16 protein-coding genes are annotated in these 17792 nt (G+C 42.0%); 5 read left to right on the top strand and 11 right to left on the bottom strand.

Annotated elements, in window-relative coordinates:
- Positions 1–2: 2 nt before the first annotated feature.
- Positions 3–1796, bottom strand: a complete 1794-nt coding sequence (gene uvrC, locus PY092_RS02660) for an excinuclease ABC subunit UvrC (protein WP_275614306.1) — start codon at positions 1794–1796, stop codon at positions 3–5.
- A 488-nt stretch (positions 1797–2284) separates the two neighbouring features.
- Here uvrC and PY092_RS02655 point away from each other — a divergent pair, with 488 nt between their 5' ends.
- Complete coding sequence (locus PY092_RS02655) at positions 2285–2848, top strand: 5-formyltetrahydrofolate cyclo-ligase (protein WP_275614305.1); 564 nt, start codon at positions 2285–2287, stop codon at positions 2846–2848.
- Here PY092_RS02655 and PY092_RS02650 read toward each other — a convergent pair.
- From PY092_RS02650 to ileS, 4 genes are all read right to left on the bottom strand, one after another.
- The gene (locus PY092_RS02650; protein ID WP_275614304.1) at positions 2836–3486 is read right to left on the bottom strand and encodes a lipoprotein signal peptidase; all 651 of its coding nucleotides are present in this window, start codon (positions 3484–3486) and stop codon (positions 2836–2838) included. The two genes, PY092_RS02655 and PY092_RS02650, sit on opposite strands and share 13 nt — an antisense overlap.
- Positions 3487–3519: 33 nt before the next feature.
- Positions 3520–4080, bottom strand: a complete 561-nt coding sequence (locus PY092_RS02645) for a DUF4097 family beta strand repeat-containing protein (RefSeq protein ID WP_275614303.1) — start codon at positions 4078–4080, stop codon at positions 3520–3522.
- 88 nt (positions 4081–4168) lie between these two features.
- Positions 4169–4552: a TraR/DksA family transcriptional regulator gene (locus PY092_RS02640; RefSeq protein ID WP_275614302.1), complete on the bottom strand. Its 384-nt coding sequence runs from the start codon at positions 4550–4552 to the stop codon at positions 4169–4171.
- A gap of 4 nt (positions 4553–4556) precedes the next feature.
- The gene (gene ileS, locus PY092_RS02635) at positions 4557–7958 is read right to left on the bottom strand and encodes an isoleucine--tRNA ligase (RefSeq protein ID WP_275614301.1); all 3402 of its coding nucleotides are present in this window, start codon (positions 7956–7958) and stop codon (positions 4557–4559) included.
- A 179-nt stretch (positions 7959–8137) separates the two neighbouring features.
- Here ileS and PY092_RS02630 point away from each other — a divergent pair, with 179 nt between their 5' ends.
- On the top strand, positions 8138–8452 hold the full coding sequence (locus PY092_RS02630) for a hypothetical protein (RefSeq protein ID WP_275614300.1): 315 nt from the start codon (positions 8138–8140) through the stop codon (positions 8450–8452).
- A 66-nt stretch (positions 8453–8518) separates the two neighbouring features.
- On the opposite strand, the gene PY092_RS02625 is transcribed toward PY092_RS02630, so the two are convergent.
- The 4 genes from PY092_RS02625 to PY092_RS02610 form a co-directional block, all read right to left on the bottom strand.
- Positions 8519–10939: a TonB-dependent receptor gene (locus PY092_RS02625; RefSeq protein WP_275614299.1), complete on the bottom strand. Its 2421-nt coding sequence runs from the start codon at positions 10937–10939 to the stop codon at positions 8519–8521.
- A 2-nt stretch (positions 10940–10941) separates the two neighbouring features.
- Complete coding sequence (gene recO / locus PY092_RS02620; protein ID WP_275614298.1) at positions 10942–11661, bottom strand: DNA repair protein RecO; 720 nt, start codon at positions 11659–11661, stop codon at positions 10942–10944.
- A gap of 88 nt (positions 11662–11749) precedes the next feature.
- Positions 11750–13090: an NADP-specific glutamate dehydrogenase gene (gene gdhA / locus PY092_RS02615; protein ID WP_417958144.1), complete on the bottom strand. Its 1341-nt coding sequence runs from the start codon at positions 13088–13090 to the stop codon at positions 11750–11752.
- A 140-nt stretch (positions 13091–13230) separates the two neighbouring features.
- A complete protein-coding gene (locus PY092_RS02610; RefSeq protein WP_275614296.1) occupies positions 13231–14385 on the bottom strand; it encodes a trans-sulfuration enzyme family protein in 1155 nt (384 codons plus the stop codon).
- Between the two features lie 74 nt (positions 14386–14459).
- On the opposite strand from PY092_RS02610, the gene PY092_RS02605 reads away from it, so the two are divergent.
- Positions 14460–15200, top strand: a complete 741-nt coding sequence (locus PY092_RS02605) for a DUF3298 and DUF4163 domain-containing protein (protein WP_275614295.1) — start codon at positions 14460–14462, stop codon at positions 15198–15200.
- Between the two features lie 8 nt (positions 15201–15208).
- Here PY092_RS02605 and PY092_RS02600 read toward each other — a convergent pair whose 3' ends face one another.
- Positions 15209–15763 (bottom strand): conjugal transfer protein TraO, encoded by a 555-nt coding sequence (locus PY092_RS02600; RefSeq protein ID WP_275614294.1) that lies wholly within the window; start codon positions 15761–15763, stop codon positions 15209–15211.
- Between the two features lie 122 nt (positions 15764–15885).
- Positions 15886–16350 (bottom strand): DinB family protein, encoded by a 465-nt coding sequence (locus tag PY092_RS02595; protein ID WP_275614293.1) that lies wholly within the window; start codon positions 16348–16350, stop codon positions 15886–15888.
- Between the two features lie 185 nt (positions 16351–16535).
- Here PY092_RS02595 and PY092_RS02590 point away from each other — a divergent pair, with 185 nt between their 5' ends.
- Together PY092_RS02590 and PY092_RS02585 are read left to right on the top strand one after the other, a co-directional pair.
- Positions 16536–16886, top strand: a complete 351-nt coding sequence (locus tag PY092_RS02590; RefSeq protein WP_275614292.1) for an arsenate reductase family protein — start codon at positions 16536–16538, stop codon at positions 16884–16886.
- The gene (locus PY092_RS02585; RefSeq protein ID WP_275614291.1) at positions 16886–17785 is read left to right on the top strand and encodes a DMT family transporter; all 900 of its coding nucleotides are present in this window, start codon (positions 16886–16888) and stop codon (positions 17783–17785) included. The genes PY092_RS02590 and PY092_RS02585 overlap by 1 nt, the downstream gene beginning before the upstream one ends.
- Positions 17786–17792: the final 7 nt, after the last annotated feature.

Below are 17792 nucleotides of genomic sequence, written 5' to 3'. Positions count from 1 at the left end.
GTTTACTTGTGAAAGGTTTTATAAATTTTCTTTGCTTTGGACTCCCCTACGGATGCCGTCAAAGTTTCCAATGATGCTTCTTTGATTCGCTTTACCGATTTAAAGCTTTTCAACAATTGTTGAGCGGTTTTCTCCCCAATCCCATCAATATCCACCAATTCCGAACCAATGGCTCCTTTACTCCTCTTGTTCCTGTGGTGGGTAATTCCAAAACGGTGTGCTTCATTCCGGAGTTGTTGTATTATTTTCAAGGTTTCCGACCTTTTGTCCAAATACAATGGCACTGGGTCATCTGGAAAATAAATCTCCTCCAAACGTTTGGCTATGCCAATAATGGCGATTTTTCCACGCAATCCCAAAACCTCCAAACTTTTCAAGGCCGATGATAATTGGCCCTTCCCCCCATCGATTACAATAAGTTGGGGCAAGGGCTCCTCTTCGTTGAGCAATCTTTTATACCTTCTGAATACCACTTCCTCCATGCTGGCAAAATCATCTGGCCCCTCCACGGTTTTTATGTTGAAATGGCGATAATCCTTTTTGGATGGTTTTCCATCCTTAAAAACAACGCAGGCGGCAACCGGATTGCTCCCCTGTATGTTGGAGTTGTCAAAACATTCTATATGCCGTGGTTCCACGGACAGGCGCAGGTCGGATTTCATTTGGCCCATGATCCGTTTGGTATGGCGGTCTGGGTCAGTTATTTTGATTTGCTTCAATCTGTCTTGCCTATAAAATCTGGCGTTACGTTCCGATAGATCCAAAATCCTACGTTTGTCGCCCAGTTTGGGCAAGGTGACCTTTAAGTCCCCATCAACAGTGACTGGGAATGGCAAATAGACTTCTTTTGATTTTGAGTTGAACCGTTGCCGAATCTCAGTGATACCCAATTGCAGCAATTCCTCATCCGTTTCATCCAGCTTTTTCTTGATTTCCAAAGTGTGCGACCTGATTATGGCCCCATGGGAGATCTGTAAAAAATTGACATAGCCGTATGTCTCATCGGAAATGATCGTGAAGACATCCACATTGTTGATTTTTGGATTTACCACTGTGGATTTTGCCTGATAATTCTCAAGGACTTCGATCTTATCCTTTACCCGTTGTGCTTTTTCAAACGCCATCTCATCAGCATAATCCTTCATTTGTTGCTTAAAGGTCTGTATGGAGTTTTTCAAATTTCCTTTGACGATCTGCCTGATATCCTCTATCTGGTCATGGTACTCTTTCTCTGTTTGAAACCCTTCGCAAGGCCCCAAACAATTGCCCAAATGATAGTCAAGACATACTTTGTACTTTCCAGCCTCGATTTTTTCTTCGGACAGATCGTAGTTACAGGTACGTAGCGGGTACAAGCTTTTGATCAAATCCAAGAGTGTCCGTACCGTTTTCATACTGGTATAGGGGCCAAAATATTCAGAGCCGTCCTTGATCAACTTTCGGGTGGAAAACACTCTAGGGAACCTTTCGTTTTTGATACAGATCCATGGATAGGATTTATCGTCTTTGAGCAAAACGTTGTATCGGGGCAACAGTTTTTTGATGAGATTGTTTTCCAGCAAAAGGGCATCCGACTCTGTGGGCACCACAATATGCTTTATGGAGTCAATTTTTTTGACCAGCACCCGCGTTTTTCCATATTCCTGTTTTTTATTGAAATAGGATGAAACCCGTTTCTTCAAGTTTTTGGCCTTGCCCACATACAGAATCTTTCCATCCGCATCATAGAACTGATACACACCCGGGTTATTGGGAAGTGCACTTAATTGTACTTTTAATGAAGATGATTTGGACATAGGTAGCTCCGAAAAATGAACTGGTTTTGACTTTATAACAAATTTATACTTTAATTGTCGTGATTGTTGTTAAACTTGATCAATTACTGGTTTGCCTTGACGTGTTATCGGTTTCAGATGACAGATTGCTCAAGAGACCACAAAATCAGAATTTTACATTTAAAATTTTAACTTTTTTTCAAACTGGGGTTTTTCCACAAAAAAAATATGGAAAACCCATAGTCAACCTATTGGGAATCAGTCCAAATTGTTAAACTGTTGCTAAAAAACGTGCATTTCATCGATAAAAAGTGCATTTCATGGTTAATTTTTCAAATGTTTTACTTACATTTAACCATATAATTACAATCCTATGGAAAACTACATCATCGTTTTGGGAATGTACTTGATTTTGATGCTTTTCTTCAAAATCTTTTTCTCTGTTGCAACCAACAAAGGAGAATAATAGTCAATCGCCCCAAAACAACCCCAAAATCTTCAACAGTTTAATGTTGAAACATGAATTAAGAAAAAAGTATAAGAATCTGAGAACTGAAGTTTCTCCTGAACAAGTCTTGGATTTAAGTTTGGTCTTAGCCAACAGTTTACTCCAAATCCCAATCTGGGATTTTTTTTATTACCATATTTTTCTGAGCATAGAAGAAAAAAGTGAAGTCGATACCTTGCCCATTATTACCTTGTTACAGGGCAAGGACAAAAATGTGGTGGTTCCCAAAGTTGCCGGTAACATCTCCATGGAAAATTATTTGCTTACCGATAATACCTCTTTAAAGAAAAGTGCCTGGGGCGTTCCCGAACCTATGGACGGCATAGAAATCCCTGAAAACAAAATCGATGTGGTTTTTGTACCCCTTCTAGCTTTTGATAGTTTAGGCAATCGTGTGGGTTACGGTAAAGGGTTTTATGACACCCTTCTAAACAAATGCAAAAAAGAAATCGTTAAAATTGGACTGTCTTTCTTTACTGTCGAAGACGAACCCATTTCCGATGTAAATGAGAATGATGTAAGATTGGATTATTGCGTAACCCCGGAAAAGGTTTATGCATTCTGATCGGCAACTTCCTCTTTCTTTTCCTCTTGTTTTGGAAATGCCTTTTTGTTGAATACAATCAAAATACCAACTCCCGTGCTTATTGCAGTATCGGCAATATTGAACACCGGTTCAAAAAAACGAAAACGTTGACCTCCAACAGAAGGAACCCAATCGGGCCAAGTGGTATCCACTAAAGGAAAGTATAACATATCCACTACCTTGCCATGAAATAAGCTGCCATAAGCTTCATCTGCGAACAGTGTGGCAACTTGCCCGTTGCTGTGATCAAAAATAATCCCATAGAAAACAGAATCGATAATGTTCCCAACGGCTCCAGCAAAAATCAGCGAAACGGCCAAAATCAATGTTCGGGAAGATTGTTTTCTAATAATGTCCCACAACCAATATCCAATACCGAAAACAGCGAAAATTCGGAAAATGGTCAAAATCAATTTTCCTACGGGCTCGGAAATGGGCAACAAGTCACTCAATTTCGTGCCCCAAGCAGCACCCTCGTTCTCAATAAAAAGAATTTTGAACCAACCGAACACATCATGGGACTCGCCCAAGATAAAACTGGTTTTGATATAGATTTTACTTATCTGGTCCACCAGTAGGATCAGTATGATGACAATAAGGGACTTTTTTAAATTCATGCTTTTACTAAAAGGATTGCAAAAATATGGATATTATTTTGTTTTGGTCAGGAAGATATCACCTTCTATCGTCTTCAGAACAAATTGATTGTACCCAAAAGGTATGGCTTCCTTTTTCACATTTCCATAGGCACTCTCTGCATCGATGGCACCACTGGGGACGGTCAGTAAAATATCCCCTTTTTGAGTGGTTACCTGCACGGATTCCGCAACATTTTCCAAAGTACAGCGCCCGTCCGACAAAGTCACATTCAAATCCTCGTATATTCCTGTGGCGTACAGATTGGTATTGGTTCCAAAAACATCAACATTTTTATATTCAGGCACAGTGATTTCCAAGGCTATGGAAACCACTTTGTGCGCACTGAGTTTATCGTTTGGGTTTACAAAAAGAGGTTGGAAGTCCGCACTTATCAATGCGGTGGTTCCGTTTTGCTCTATGGAAATCAATAAATCCTTGGCATATTCCCCTTCCATACTTGCGGAGACATGGACCTCATCGGTCGGAGCCGTCTTTAAATCAATTCGGTAGCAATATTGGGCATCAATCTGAATCGTTTCCGTTCGGGGGCCAATAAAGGCCTTCTTAACCAATTTTTGCGCGTGAACATGCACAAGCGCAAAAAAAACGAACAAAAACAACAACACCCTCATAAAGAAAAAACGCCCAAAGGCGTTTCAATTATTTCTGCATGTTCTTCGCCTCGATGCTCAAAGTAGCATGGGGCACAAGCTTTAAACGCTCCTTGTTGATAAGCTTTCCGGTTACTCTGCAGATACCGTACGTTTTGTTCTCTATACGCAACAAAGCATTTTTAAGGTCACGGATAAACTTCTCCTGACGGATGGCCAACTGCGTGTTCGCCTCCTTGCTCATAGTCTCCGAACCTTCCTCGAAAGCCTTGAACGTTGGTGAGGTATCATCCGTACCATTGTTACCATCGTTCATGTAAGAACTCTTTAAAAGGTCCAAATGTTTCTTGGCCTTATCTATTTTTTCCTCAATCAAGGTTCTGAATTCAGCAAGGTCCGCATCGGAATATCTTACTTTTGAATCTTCTGCCATTTTCTTAATGTTTTTGAATAAACAATTTTGTGTTCACCTCATCAAAGGCTATTGCAACACCATCTTCAAGTTTCTCTTCAAAGTTGAGCTCAGCGGTCAAGGTTTCCGTTTTGATATAATCCTCGTTACTGGAAACTGCATTCTCCACTAGCCCATCTTTCAATATTTTAATGTCAATCTTATCTGTTACTTCAAATCCTGATTCCTTTCTCAAATTTTGGATTCGGTTCACAAGCTCTCTCGCAATCCCCTCTTTTCGTAGGGTTTCATCTATGGTTACGTCAAGAGCTACCGTCAATGGGCCTGAGCTTGCCACCAACCAGCCCTCGATATCTTGGGAGCTGATGTCTACATCGGTTAACTGTAAATTAACGGTTTTATTTTCCAACTGCAGCAATAATTCTCCCTCTCTTTCAATTTTTTGTATGTCTTCTTGGCCCAATTTTGATACCTCGGCGGCAATCGTTTTCATATCCTTACCAAATTTCGGGCCCAACACCTTAAAGTTGGGTTTTATTTGTTTTACCAATACTCCCGAAGCATCATCCAACATTTCTATCTCCTTCACGTTCACTTCGGATTTGACCAAATCGGAAACGGCATCGATGTCGTTTTTTTGTTGATCGTCCAAAACTGGAATCATGATTTTTTGAAGCGGTTGACGCACCTTTATTTTCTCCTTTTGACGGATGGAAAGCACTAAAGAAGAAATTTTCTGTGCCAATTGCATCTTGCGCTCCAAATCCTTGTTTACCATATTGGCGTCAAAAACCGGGAACTCGGACAAGTGCACACTTTCAAAACCTTCTTTTTTTGTGGTAGCGTCCAAGTCCCTGTACAATTGATCCATAAAGAAAGGAGCAATCGGCGCGGATAATTTGGCCACCGTGGACAAGCAGGTGTATAGGGTTTGGTATGCTGAAATCTTATCCGTTCCATAATCCCCCTTCCAGAAACGTCTTCTACACAAACGAACGTACCAGTTACTCAGGTTTTCCTGAACGTAATCGGAAATCATACGCGCAGCACGGGTAGCTTCGTAATCGCCATACGCTTCGTCCACATTTTTGATCAATGTATGGAGTTCGGACAATATCCACTGGTCGATCTCTGGCCTTTCTTTCAAAGGAATATCGGCTTCAGAGTAATCAAACTCATCAATATTGGCATAAAGCGCCATGAAGGAGTACGTATTGTAGAGCGTTCCGAAGAACTTTCGTTTTACTTCAACCACTCCTTCTATATCAAACTTAAGATTGTCCCAAGGATTGGCATTGGAAATCATGTACCAACGTGTGGCATCGGGACCGTGCTCCGGCAACACTTCAAAAGGGTCTACCGCATTGCCCAATCGTTTGGACATTTTTTTACCTTCCTTGTCCAAAACAAGCCCGTTGGAAACCACATTTTTATAGGCAATGCTATCAAAAACCATAGTGGCGATGGCATGGAGGGTATAGAACCACCCACGGGTCTGATCCACACCTTCGGCAATAAAATTGGCAGGAAACGCCACTCCATCATCTATCAATTCCTTGTTTTCGAACGGATAGTGCCATTGCGCGTAGGGCATGGAACCACTATCGAACCAAACATCGATCAGGTCGGCCTCACGCTTCATGGGTTGTCCCGATGGGGAAACCAAGGTAATACCATCCACAATATTTTTGTGCAGGTCGATCTTATCGTAGTTCTCCTCACTCATATCGCCAACCACAAAATCCTCGAATACACCCTTCTCCATCATTCCGGCTTCAACAGCTTTGGACATTTCTGACGTCAGCTCTTCCACGGAACCTATCATCAATTCCTCTTTTCCATCTTCGGTACGCCAAATAGGCAATGGAATCCCCCAGTATCTAGATCGGGAAAGGTTCCAATCATTAGCATTGGCCAACCAATTGCCAAAACGACCTTCTCCAGTGGATTTTGGTTTCCAGTTGATGGTCTGGTTCAACTCGAACATACGGTCTTTGACATCGGTCACCTTGATGAACCAGGAGTTCAATGGGTAATATAGGATAGGTTTATCCGTACGCCAGCAATTTGGATAGCTGTGGACGTACTTTTCGACCTTAAAGGCCTTGTTCTCAATTTTTAGTTTGATGGCAATCTCTACATCAATCGACTTTTCGGGAGCCCCACCCTCATCGTAATATTCGTTCTTTACGTACTTACCGCCAAACTCTTTCATTTCAGGTCTGAACTTCCCTTGAAGATCCACCAATGGAACCGGGTTGTCATTTTCGTCCAAAACCAACATAGGCGGAACCTCGGGTGTAGCTTGCTTTGCCACCAAGGCATCATCCGCACCAAAGGTGGGCGCTGTATGTACAATGCCGGTACCATCTTCGGTAGTTACAAAATCACCGCCAATTACCCTGAAGGCATTTTCGGGATTTTGGTAAGGCTGTACGTAGTCGATCAATTGTTCGTACTGGATGCCGACCAAGTCTTTTCCCATGAAAGATTCTCCAACCAAATACGGAATCTTTTTATCTCCTTCTTGGAATGACTTCAATTCTTCCTCAGTTTCAACTTTGGAAAATTTTCCAGAAAAATTGTAGTTGACCAAGTTTTTCGCCACAATTACGTTGATTGGCTCAAACGTATATTGGTTGTATGATCTTACCAATACATACTCAATCTTTGGACCAACGGTCAAAGCCGTGTTCGATGGAAGCGTCCAAGGCGTGGTCGTCCATGCCAAAAAGTGGACATCACCTTCCACGTTTTTCAAGAAATTCGGAAGTGATTCGGTTTTGGCTTTAAACTGTGCGGTAACCGTAGTGTCTGTCACATCTTGGTAAGTCCCTGGTTGATTCAGCTCATGAGAACTCAACCCCGTGCCCGCCTTTGGCGAATAGGGCTGTATGGTATAGCCTTTATATATAAGTCCTTTATCGTAAATCTGCTTGAGCAACCACCAAACGGATTCCATGTACTTTGGTTTGTAGGTAATGTACGGATCGTCCATATCCACCCAGTACCCAACTTTCTCGGTCATTTCATTCCAAACATCCGTGTAGCGCATTACCGCTTTTTTACAGGCTGCGTTGTAATCCTCAACCGATATTTTCTTTCCAATATCCTCTTTGGTAATACCGAGTTCCTTCTCCACACCGATTTCCACAGGCAAACCGTGGGTATCCCAACCAGCTTTTCTTTTTACCTGAAACCCCTTCATGGTTTTATACCTTGGGAAGATATCTTTGATGGTACGCGCCATCACATGATGAATTCCGGGCATTCCGTTTGCGGATGGGGGGCCTTCGTAAAACACATAGCTCTCCTTGCCTTCCCGTGTGGAAACGCTTTTTTCAAAAATCTTTTTGTCCTTCCAAAAGTCAAGAATGTTCTCAGATACTTTTGGCAAATCCAATCCCTTATACTCCGCAAACTTCATATACTGCTTCTTCTAGTAGAATTCAAGTTTGCAAAATTATAAATTTAGATGGAATTATACCCTTCCTTTCAGCATTAGAATTTGCATAATTCCCTTAACCTAAATATGATAAGCAGACAATATCCAGTTTACATTATTTTCATTATCTTCAAAATCATTAACACTTAACCATTTGTATTATGAAAAAAGTATTGTTTACTGCCATTGCACTGACCTTATCGATGTCTGTGATGACTTCTTGCAGGGATGCAAAAGACAAAACAGAGGAGGCTACTGAAGAAGCTGCCAAGACCATGGAAGAGGTTGGCGATGATCTGGAAAACGCCGCTAAAGACGCCGCTGACGCCATGGAAAAAGCTGGTGAAGAAGCCAAAGAAATAGGCGAAAAGGCGCTGGACAGCATTAAAAAAGCCGGCGAAGAAACCATGGATGCTGCAAAAAAGACTGGTGAGGATATAAAGGAAGCTGCAAAAAAAGCTATTGATAGCATGTAGCCCTACCCGAACTCAGGACAAAATCCCAATAAAAAAGGAGGCTCGGAAATTTCCGAGCCTTTATCTTTAAAATGCGTATCCCAATCCCAAAACCAGATTGGTTCCCGGGGCTACAATACCAGAAGAGTACATTCGGTAACGCTGGTTGGTCATATTTTCCAGACTCACAGATGCTTTTATCGCATTGGTAATCTGGTACTGCGACCTAAAATTCAGAGTGTACCACGATGGCGAATACGGATTTCCGTTGACATCGCTGGCATACATATACGTTTTCCCCTGCTCGGAAAGTGCCAAATCATCATTACTGACTTCTCCGTTGTAATTGATGAACAGATCCGCTTTTAGTTTTTGGTCTTCCCAAATCAAATGTAAATCACCAAAGGTTGGTGCGGCATGGCGTGATGGACTATCTGTACCATCGTCATCCTCCTCGACACCTTCAGTTAATGTTAGATTGGTATTCAGTGACAGGTTCTCGGTAAAATAGGTCTCCAACCCAAACTCAAATCCATACACATAGGCCTTGGCCGCATTCTGAATGGCCTGTACATTACTGGGCTCGCCATTGTAGTCAATTTCTGTTTGACCTCCGAAGGCAAAATCCCTTCTTACCAAGGCATCAACCAGATAAGTGTAGTAAGCAGCACCTTTTAGAACCACAACATCGTTGAAGTTTTTCCTGATGCCCAACTCCCCATTGTATGCATACTCAGGTTCTAAATCGGGATTGGGCACTACAACGGAGCCTGGTTCGGAATCAAATATCTTCCCGATATCATCAATATTCGGTGCCCTAAAGCCTGTGGAACCATTCAAAGTGACCTGCAAATCGGACCTTGGGAACCAGCTTATCCCCAAACTTCCTGTAAGTGCTCCAGTAATTATGTCAGCTTCATCAAAAGGAAAGGGATAAAAGGTAGTGTCGAATGTGGCATCCACCCATACTTGACTATAACGAATTCCTGACAACAAGGAAAGATTCGGTTTCAATTGATACTCTCCATTGATGTAGCCCGCAAAGGTTTGCCAAGTGGCCCCATCAGGATATCTGGAAGCTGTTTCCACCACCTCATCGGTTTCAATGTTTTGCATGCTTCCTTTGGAATTGACCTTGTTGAAAATATATTCGGCGCCGTAGTACAAATTAAGATCTCCTATTTTTTTGTTCTCAAAATCCAAGTTTACCGATAATGCATCCACTTTTTCACGAGTTGAATACAACTCCACATCCTGAAATCCCCGATCGTGTCGACTTTCTTCAAAAAACTGATAGGCCGTGGTCAATTTTACCCCATCGTAGAACTTGTTTTTTCCTTTTTGAGTGATTTGAACGTTACCCATGAACCATTTTTGGGGACCGTAGTACCATTCAGCAGAACGGAGTCCATCCCCATCCCTGCTAGGCCTGATCAATCTGTCATACCTTGGATAATTAGAAGTTTCGGAATAATACAACCCCAAATCGTAGTTCCACATACTATTGGGCTTGTAGGTAAACTTTTGAAGGAAATTGATTTGGTCATAGCCGGAACTTACCTGTTTTTTGGGGTCATCGTTCGATACCAAAACATCGGTGCCGTTCTCTCGAATCACATGATTGGGCCGTAAATACGATTCGGGCCCATGCTCGCCCATCTTCAGGTCATCAAAATTGTTATAGGTAAAACTGGTGTACGAAGCCCATTTCTGTTTTCCAAAATTAAAATCCAAATGCGCAGTACTCTCATTGTTGGCCGATGCAAATCTATAATTCACATTTCCAGAAAAAGCCAAACTGTCCGCATAGGAGAAGTGGGGGGTTTGAGTGTAGAAGTTCATCACGCCACCTATGGCATCACTGCCATAAATAACAGAACCCGGGCCAAAGGTTACTTCTGTTTTTTTGATGGTAAACGGATCTATGGATATCACATTCTGAAGGTTCCCTCCCCGGAAGATCGCATTGTTCATTCGAACCCCGTCCACGGACAACAAAATTCGATTGGTCGCAAACCCCCTGATCATGGGACTACCCCCTCCCAATTGACTTTTTTGCACAAACACTTTTCCACTATTCTGTAAAAGGTCTGCCGAGGTCTGTGGATTTGCAAAAGCTATGCTTCGGGCATCAAAAGTTTCAATTTTTTGGGGGATGTGCTTTTTTTGTTGCTCCCATTTGGAAACGGACATGACCACTTCTTGAAGCTCTTCGGTTTTTAAATGCAGGTATACTCGATTTCCACGTTTCTCAATTTGGGATTTTGTCGATATAAATGGTTCATAACTGATATGCTTAAAGGTAATTTTCTCTTTGGGCAAGAAAATATCAAGCTCACTTTTACCATTGGCATCTGTGATAGTGGTCTTGGACTGGTCTTTATTGTATATGGCGATATTGTCCACAGGAATTCCAGTATCAGCATCCAACACGGTTATTTCTTGGGCATAAAATGTCAGGGTAAATAAAAAGGAGATTAGGATTAAGGTTGGTTTTAGGTTTTGCATTTTTAAGTAAATACCGCATTTAATACGGCGAGAGACTTTGGCTCCCGAAATCCATGCACATGCAAACTAAAATATTGGATTACCGTTTTTAAGAGTTCCCGCCTGTTCGACTTAGTTAGTTGTATCGTCTGTAATGCCTCAAAATCCATGCCCAAAAATTTCTTAAAACTTTCCAGGTTTTCACTCTGAATCAATGGATTAAGTGAAGGCGTTTTACAAAAGCCACCCTCCAACAAATCAAAAAATGGCGAATTTTGGTATGATGTATCGGGATAAAAGCCCAGATACTTGGTCAAATTCAGTAAAAATAAGATGTGAAAATTTGGGGATAATGGATGAATATCCATCCAATGGAGCGCATATTTCAAGTAATTGAACAAGCTTTCGTCCTGTTCTTGCTCCTGAATGCCATTGCCCAACATCTCCGCCAAAAAAAGAACCACACTGTTCTTTATCACATCAGTGTGCAGGGTTTGGTAGGGCATGGCCACCTTAACATCCCTGATGCTTTCCAAAGTTCCTTTGTTCTTATGGTTGGCCACAATTTCCAATTGCATCAACGGAAGAAAATACGCAGGCCTAATCTTGGCTTTTTTAGAGGCAAGCACTCCTTTCAGCAAATACGACTTTACCCCATCGGATTGGGTAAAAGCCCTAACAATAAGGCTGGTGTCCCCATATTTTATGGAAGAGAGTACTATGGCCTTTGTAGTGATTTGCATGGGCTAATAAAAAAGCAGTTACCAGAAGTGTAAATGTAATCACTCCTTCCGGTAACTGCCAACCAAAAACCATTCTCGATGGTTTATGTTATATAACTCCTTGGGCCAACATAGCGTCTGCAACCTTTACAAAGCCAGCAATATTGGCTCCTTTCACGTAGTTGCAATATCCGTCTTCATCGCCATATTCAAGACAGGAATCATGGATATCGGACATAATGCCTTTTAATCTATTGTCCACTTCCTCCCTAGTCCAACTGATTCGAAGTGAGTTTTGGGACATCTCCAATCCAGAAGTGGCCACACCACCTGCGTTTGAAGCTTTACCTGGTGCAAACAATATCTTGGCATCGTGGAACGCATGGATTGCTTCTGGCGTAGAAGGCATGTTAGCTCCCTCTGCCACCGCAATACATCCATTCTTTATCAATGCTGCAGCGTCGTCTCCGTCCAATTCGTTTTGAGTGGCACATGGCAATGCGATATCACAAGCAACCTTCCAAGGAGTCTCCCCTTTATGGTATTCTGCTGATGGGTATTTATCTGCGTATTCTGAAATTCTTCCGCGCTTGTTATTTTTCAAATCCATCACATAGGCCAACTTCTCGGTATCGATTCCATCTTTGTCGTGGATATATCCCCCAGAATCAGAAAGCGTCAACACCTTGCCTCCAAGTTGCAATACTTTCTCTGCTGCGTATTGGGCCACGTTTCCAGAACCTGAAATTACAACATTCTTCCCTTCAAATGTCTCGTTTTGGGTCTTTAACATGCTATCTGCGAAGTAAACCGCACCGTATCCAGTAGCTTCAGGGCGAATCAAAGAACCGCCCCAGGAACGTCCTTTACCAGTTAACACTCCGGTAAATTCGTTACGTATCTTTTTGTACATACCAAACAGGAAGCCAATTTCACGGGCACCTACTCCGATATCCCCAGCTGGAATATCCGTGTTTGGACCAATGTGTCTACAAAGTTCCGTCATAAAGGCGTGGCAAAAACGCATGATCTCATCGTCCGATTTTCCTTTAGGATCAAAATCGGAACCCCCTTTACCGCCCCCCATGGGCAGCGTGGTCAAACTATTTTTGAATACTTGCTCAAATGCCAAGAATTTAAGTACACTGGCATTAACCGTTGGGTGAAAACGAAGTCCACCTTTGTAGGGCCCAATGGCAGAGTTCATTTGCACGCGGTAACCACGGTTCACATGGATTTCTCCATCGTCATCTATCCAAGCCACACGGAACGAAATCAATCGTTCTGGCTCCACCATTCTTAAAAGAATGTTCTTTCCGTGATAGATATCGTGCTGAACAATATAAGGAATCACGGTTTCCGCGACTTCTTGTACAGCTTGGATGAATTCGGGCTCATGACCATTCCTGGAGATCACCTCATCCATGAACACTTTTATTTTATCTTCTATTCTTTCTTCCATATCTGGGTTAAAAATTAATTGTCTTTCCGCTAGTGAAAAGTAATATTTTATTGAATTATGAATTTGGGGGCAAAATTATATTATTTCAATAATTTGAATATTTATTTTTTATAAATTTTTCAAAAAAATTAATTAAGTGCCTGTTCGAGGTCGGCAATCAAATCTTCCACGTCCTCAATGCCCACACTTAGCCTGATGAGCGCATCAACTACGCCATTTTTCTCACGTTCTTCTTTTGGAATACTGCCGTGCGACATACTCGCTGGGTGCCCCACCAAACTTTCGACACCTCCTAACGATTCAGCTAGGGTAAATATTTGAAGGTTCTCCACAATTTTTATGGCATCCTCATAGCTTCCTCCCTTGGGCACAAAAGAAATCATACCGCCAAAACCGCTCATCTGTTTTTTGGCTACTTCATGGTTCGGATGGTGGGCAAAGCCGGGCCAATATACTTTATCGATTTTAGCATGATTCTCCAAATATTTGGCGATGGATCCCCCATTTTCGCAGTGTCGTTGCATACGAACATGAAGCGTTTTTATTCCTCGAAGGGTCAAAAAACTGTCCATGGGTCCACAAATACCGCCGCTGGACTTCTGGATAAAATACAATTGATCGGCCAATTCTTGGTCCTTTACCACCAAGGCACCTACCACCACATCGCTATGGCCTGCCAAATATTTGGTAGCGGAATGCATGATGATATCCGCCCCCAAATCCAATGGTCTCTGCAAATATGGCGTGGCAAACGTATTGTCCACTGCCAACAATACATTATGGGCCTTTGTGATTTTGGATACCACTTCTATATCTATAATATTCATCATGGGGTTGGTCGGTGTTTCCACCCAGACCAACTTGGTGTTTTCGTTGATTTGCGAAGTCAGTTCCTGCATATCCACCATCTCCGAAAACCGAAACTTGATTCCATATTTTTCATACACGCCCTTAAAAAGTCGGTAGCTGCCCCCATAAAGGTCGCGGGTACAGATGACCTCATCCCCTAGAACCAACAATTTCATCACAGCATCTATCGCGGCCATTCCACTCCCAAAAGCCATCCCGAATTTCCCATTTTCCAAACTGGCCACTGCATTTTCCAAGGCCGTTCTGGTTGGGTTTGCTCCCCTGGAATATTCATAACCTTTATGCCCACCTGGAGTAGGCTGTGCGTATGTGGAGGTCTGATATATGGGTGGCATTACAGCTCCATAAGCCACATCAGGTTGCTGACCTCCGTGAATTGCTTTACTATTGAATTTTAACTCTTTTTTGCCCATACTGAAACTATCTTCATACAAATGTATCGTTATCTTTCCGAAGTATTATTTTTGATGACCCAAAACCTCGATCCATGAAAAGATACCTTGCCTCCATTTTGTTTTCAGTCTTCTTGCTAGGTTGCGAAACTGAGAACAAACTTACTTTTGAACCCGTTCAATTACAGGGGGAAATTTGTGAAGATTGTCCCAGAATCGACATCAACATCCCCAATGCATTGGACAGCTCCCCCATTTCCGAAGCCATTAATCGCTCATTGCGGGAAGAAATCATCAGTATTTTATCATTTACCGAAGATGAGAACATTGATAGCGCGGAGAAGGCATTACAATCCTTTACCGAAAGTTATAAAGAGGTAATCGCAAAATTCCCCGACGAAGTAAAATGGGAAGCCGAAATAGACGGCAAGGTAATTTATGAAGATGGGAACATCATTACCATATTGATGAATTCCTATTCTTTTACAGGTGGTGCTCATGGCTATGCTTCCACTTCCTATCTCAATTTTGATAAAAAACAGGGGACGGAATTGGACAACTGGGACCTTTTTGATGATTTGGAAGGATTTGAGGAATACGCCGAGGCCAAGTTTCGCGAACAGGAGAAAATCCCGCAGGATGCCAACATCAACGATACGGGTTTTATGTTCGAGAGTGATTCCTTTCACCTACCCAACAATATTGGGTATACCACCGAGGGTTTAAAGTTGGTCTACAACCAATACGAAGTGGCTTCCTATGCTGATGGACCCATTGAGTTGATCTTGCCATATCAAGAAATCAACCCATACCTCAAACGAAAGGTCAAAATTTAAGCTCGACACTATCTGAAGTAATACCGAAGCCCTGCGCCCAATAACAATGTGGAATCATTAAGGTCGCTATTAAAATGGTAGTGACCGTTAATGGGCACTATCAGGGAAAACCGATCGGAAATAAAAAAGTCCATCTCAAAAGAGGCATATCCTCCATAAATAAAACTACTTTCCGCTTCCTCAGGTGCATCAAAAGGAAAATCGGTCTCGCCATCGTTAATGTATTTGTACCCTACGGATGGCCCTCCACCAAAATAAAAGAAGATGCCCCGCTTGGGAGAAGTCAAAATAGTGGTAAAATATCCTATTCCCAACAAGTAATCATCATACGGGAATTCCACTCCAGAATCAGGGTTTTCCTTGGAAAAAGTGGCTGCCAAGGATACTTGAACATAATCCGTGGTACTATGGTAATGGTTTGCATTGAACTGTAGACCGTAACCGTCGGCTTTGTATGTGGGTACCATGCCCAAGGACAAGTTCCCTCTTTGTGAAAATCCTTTTTGAAAAGAGAAAATAAGGAGTAGCAGCAGTACCCCACAGCATAAATGGTAGTGTTTCATTTTGATTAAGATTTGGGTTCTTAATATAATTTACCGACAAATATAATTGATTTTCACTGGGTTAGATTTTCCCATGAATATTTTGACAGAAGCAGAAGAAAGTTATCCCTCGCCCAAAAAAGCTATGCTTGTGCCAGGGCCTTTTTCAATGCCAGGATGGCCCCTAGATGTAGCCCTTCATGAAAAACATTGAAGGACAAAGCATCTTCCGGACTGCTCAATCCGATTTTAGGAGTGGTCATATATTCCTGAAAGTTCTTGAATTTTCCATGCCCATAATCGAGCTGAATGTGCTTCACGGTACTAAAAAGGTAGGCCAATATTTTTTCCATCTCCTGATTTGAAGGTTCCCCTTCGGGAAAAGTCCCTTTTTTGTACTTATTGATCAATTCCTCCTCAATGGTAAAATCCAGACCGCTTAATTTGTACATCAACAACTGGGGGGTTACCACCACATGGGCAATGTTCCACCATATATTGTTATTGAAACCATCTGGGATTCTGAACAAATCCTCTTTGGGCGTATTCTGCAAAAAATCGTGAAGTATCTTTCTGTTTTTAAGAAGAATGTCGAATGTCTTATCCATAAGCTTAAAAATGTTACCCTTAGTTCTCTTTATAAAACTAGCCCTAAAAACTGAAACAACTTTCCTTTAATCGGATTATATCAAACCACAAAAACAAACACCTCCCTTAAATGCTGTTGAATTTACATGTTCGTAATGTGTTTTGATGGAATTTTGGTTTCCTTTGCCTAACCAACATTATACCTATGAAAAAAATATACCATTTGGGCAGTTGCTCCACTTGTAAACGTATCCTAAAAGAACTCGAGCCTTTGGACGGCGTGGAATTGCAGGAAATAAAATCCGAAGCCATCACACCTGAACAATTGGAACAAATGGCGGAACTCAACGGAAGCTATGAATCCTTGTTCAGTAGAAGGGCCATGCTTTTCCGTCAAAGAGGGCTTCACGAAAAAGACCTCTCCGAAAATGATTACAAAGACTTGATTTTGGAACATTACACCTTTTTAAAAAGGCCTGTGGTTGTAGTGGATGGTGAGATTTTTGTCGGAAACTCCAAAAAAACGGTAGAAGCTGCCAAGGAAGCCCTACATTGATGAGCAAAAGAACCCTGGCCATTTTGGCCGCTATTGGCGCCACCGTAATTTACGGTATTAATCATACCTTGGCCAAAGGGGTCATGCCCACGCATGTTAAACCCTTTGGGTTTATTTTTCTTCGGGTTGTTGGGGCTGCACTTCTTTTCTGGTTCATCTCCCTTTTTGGTCCCAAGGAAAAAATTGAGAAAAGAGATTGGGGCCGGATGTTGGTATGTGCCCTATTGGGCATGTCCATAAATATGCTTTCGTTTTTTAAGGGACTGCAACTTTCCACCCCCATCAATAGCGCTGTATTGGTAACGATCACTCCTATAATCGTAGTGATCATCTCAGCCCTTTTTTTGAAAGAGAAAATTACCTTGAACAAAGGCTTGGGCATTTTTTTAGGATTTGTGGGTGCGGTCGGGCTCATTCTTTTTGGGGCGGAAGCACGTCAAAATGCACCTAACATACCTTTGGGAAATTTTTTGTTCATTATAAATGCCTCTTCCTATGGTGCTTATCTCGTGGTTGTTAAAAAACTGATTGAAAAGTATCATCCCTTTACCCTAATGAAATGGTTGTTTACCATAGGAGTGGTCATCAATCTACCATTGACACTTCCCGAAGCATTGGAAATACAATGGTCCACTATGCCCCTTTGGGCTTATGGTTCCGTGGCATTTGTGGTCATAGGGACCACTTTTTTGACCTATTTGTTCAATATTTTTGCGCTAACACAGCTCAAAGCTTCATCTGTGGGAGCTTTTGTGTACATGCAACCTTTGGTTGGCATTCTTTTCGCATTGTTTGCCGGAAAAGACGAATTAACGATGGTCAAGATGGCCGCAATGGCATTTGTATTGGTAGGCGTGTATTTGGCCAGCAAAAAACCAAAGCGGATTTCTCAATATTGATTTAAAC

It is taken from the genome of Flagellimonas yonaguniensis (genome assembly GCF_029193885.1).
Classification (GTDB): domain Bacteria; phylum Bacteroidota; class Bacteroidia; order Flavobacteriales; family Flavobacteriaceae; genus Flagellimonas; species Flagellimonas yonaguniensis.
This window is presented reverse-complemented; position numbering and strand designations above follow the sequence as displayed.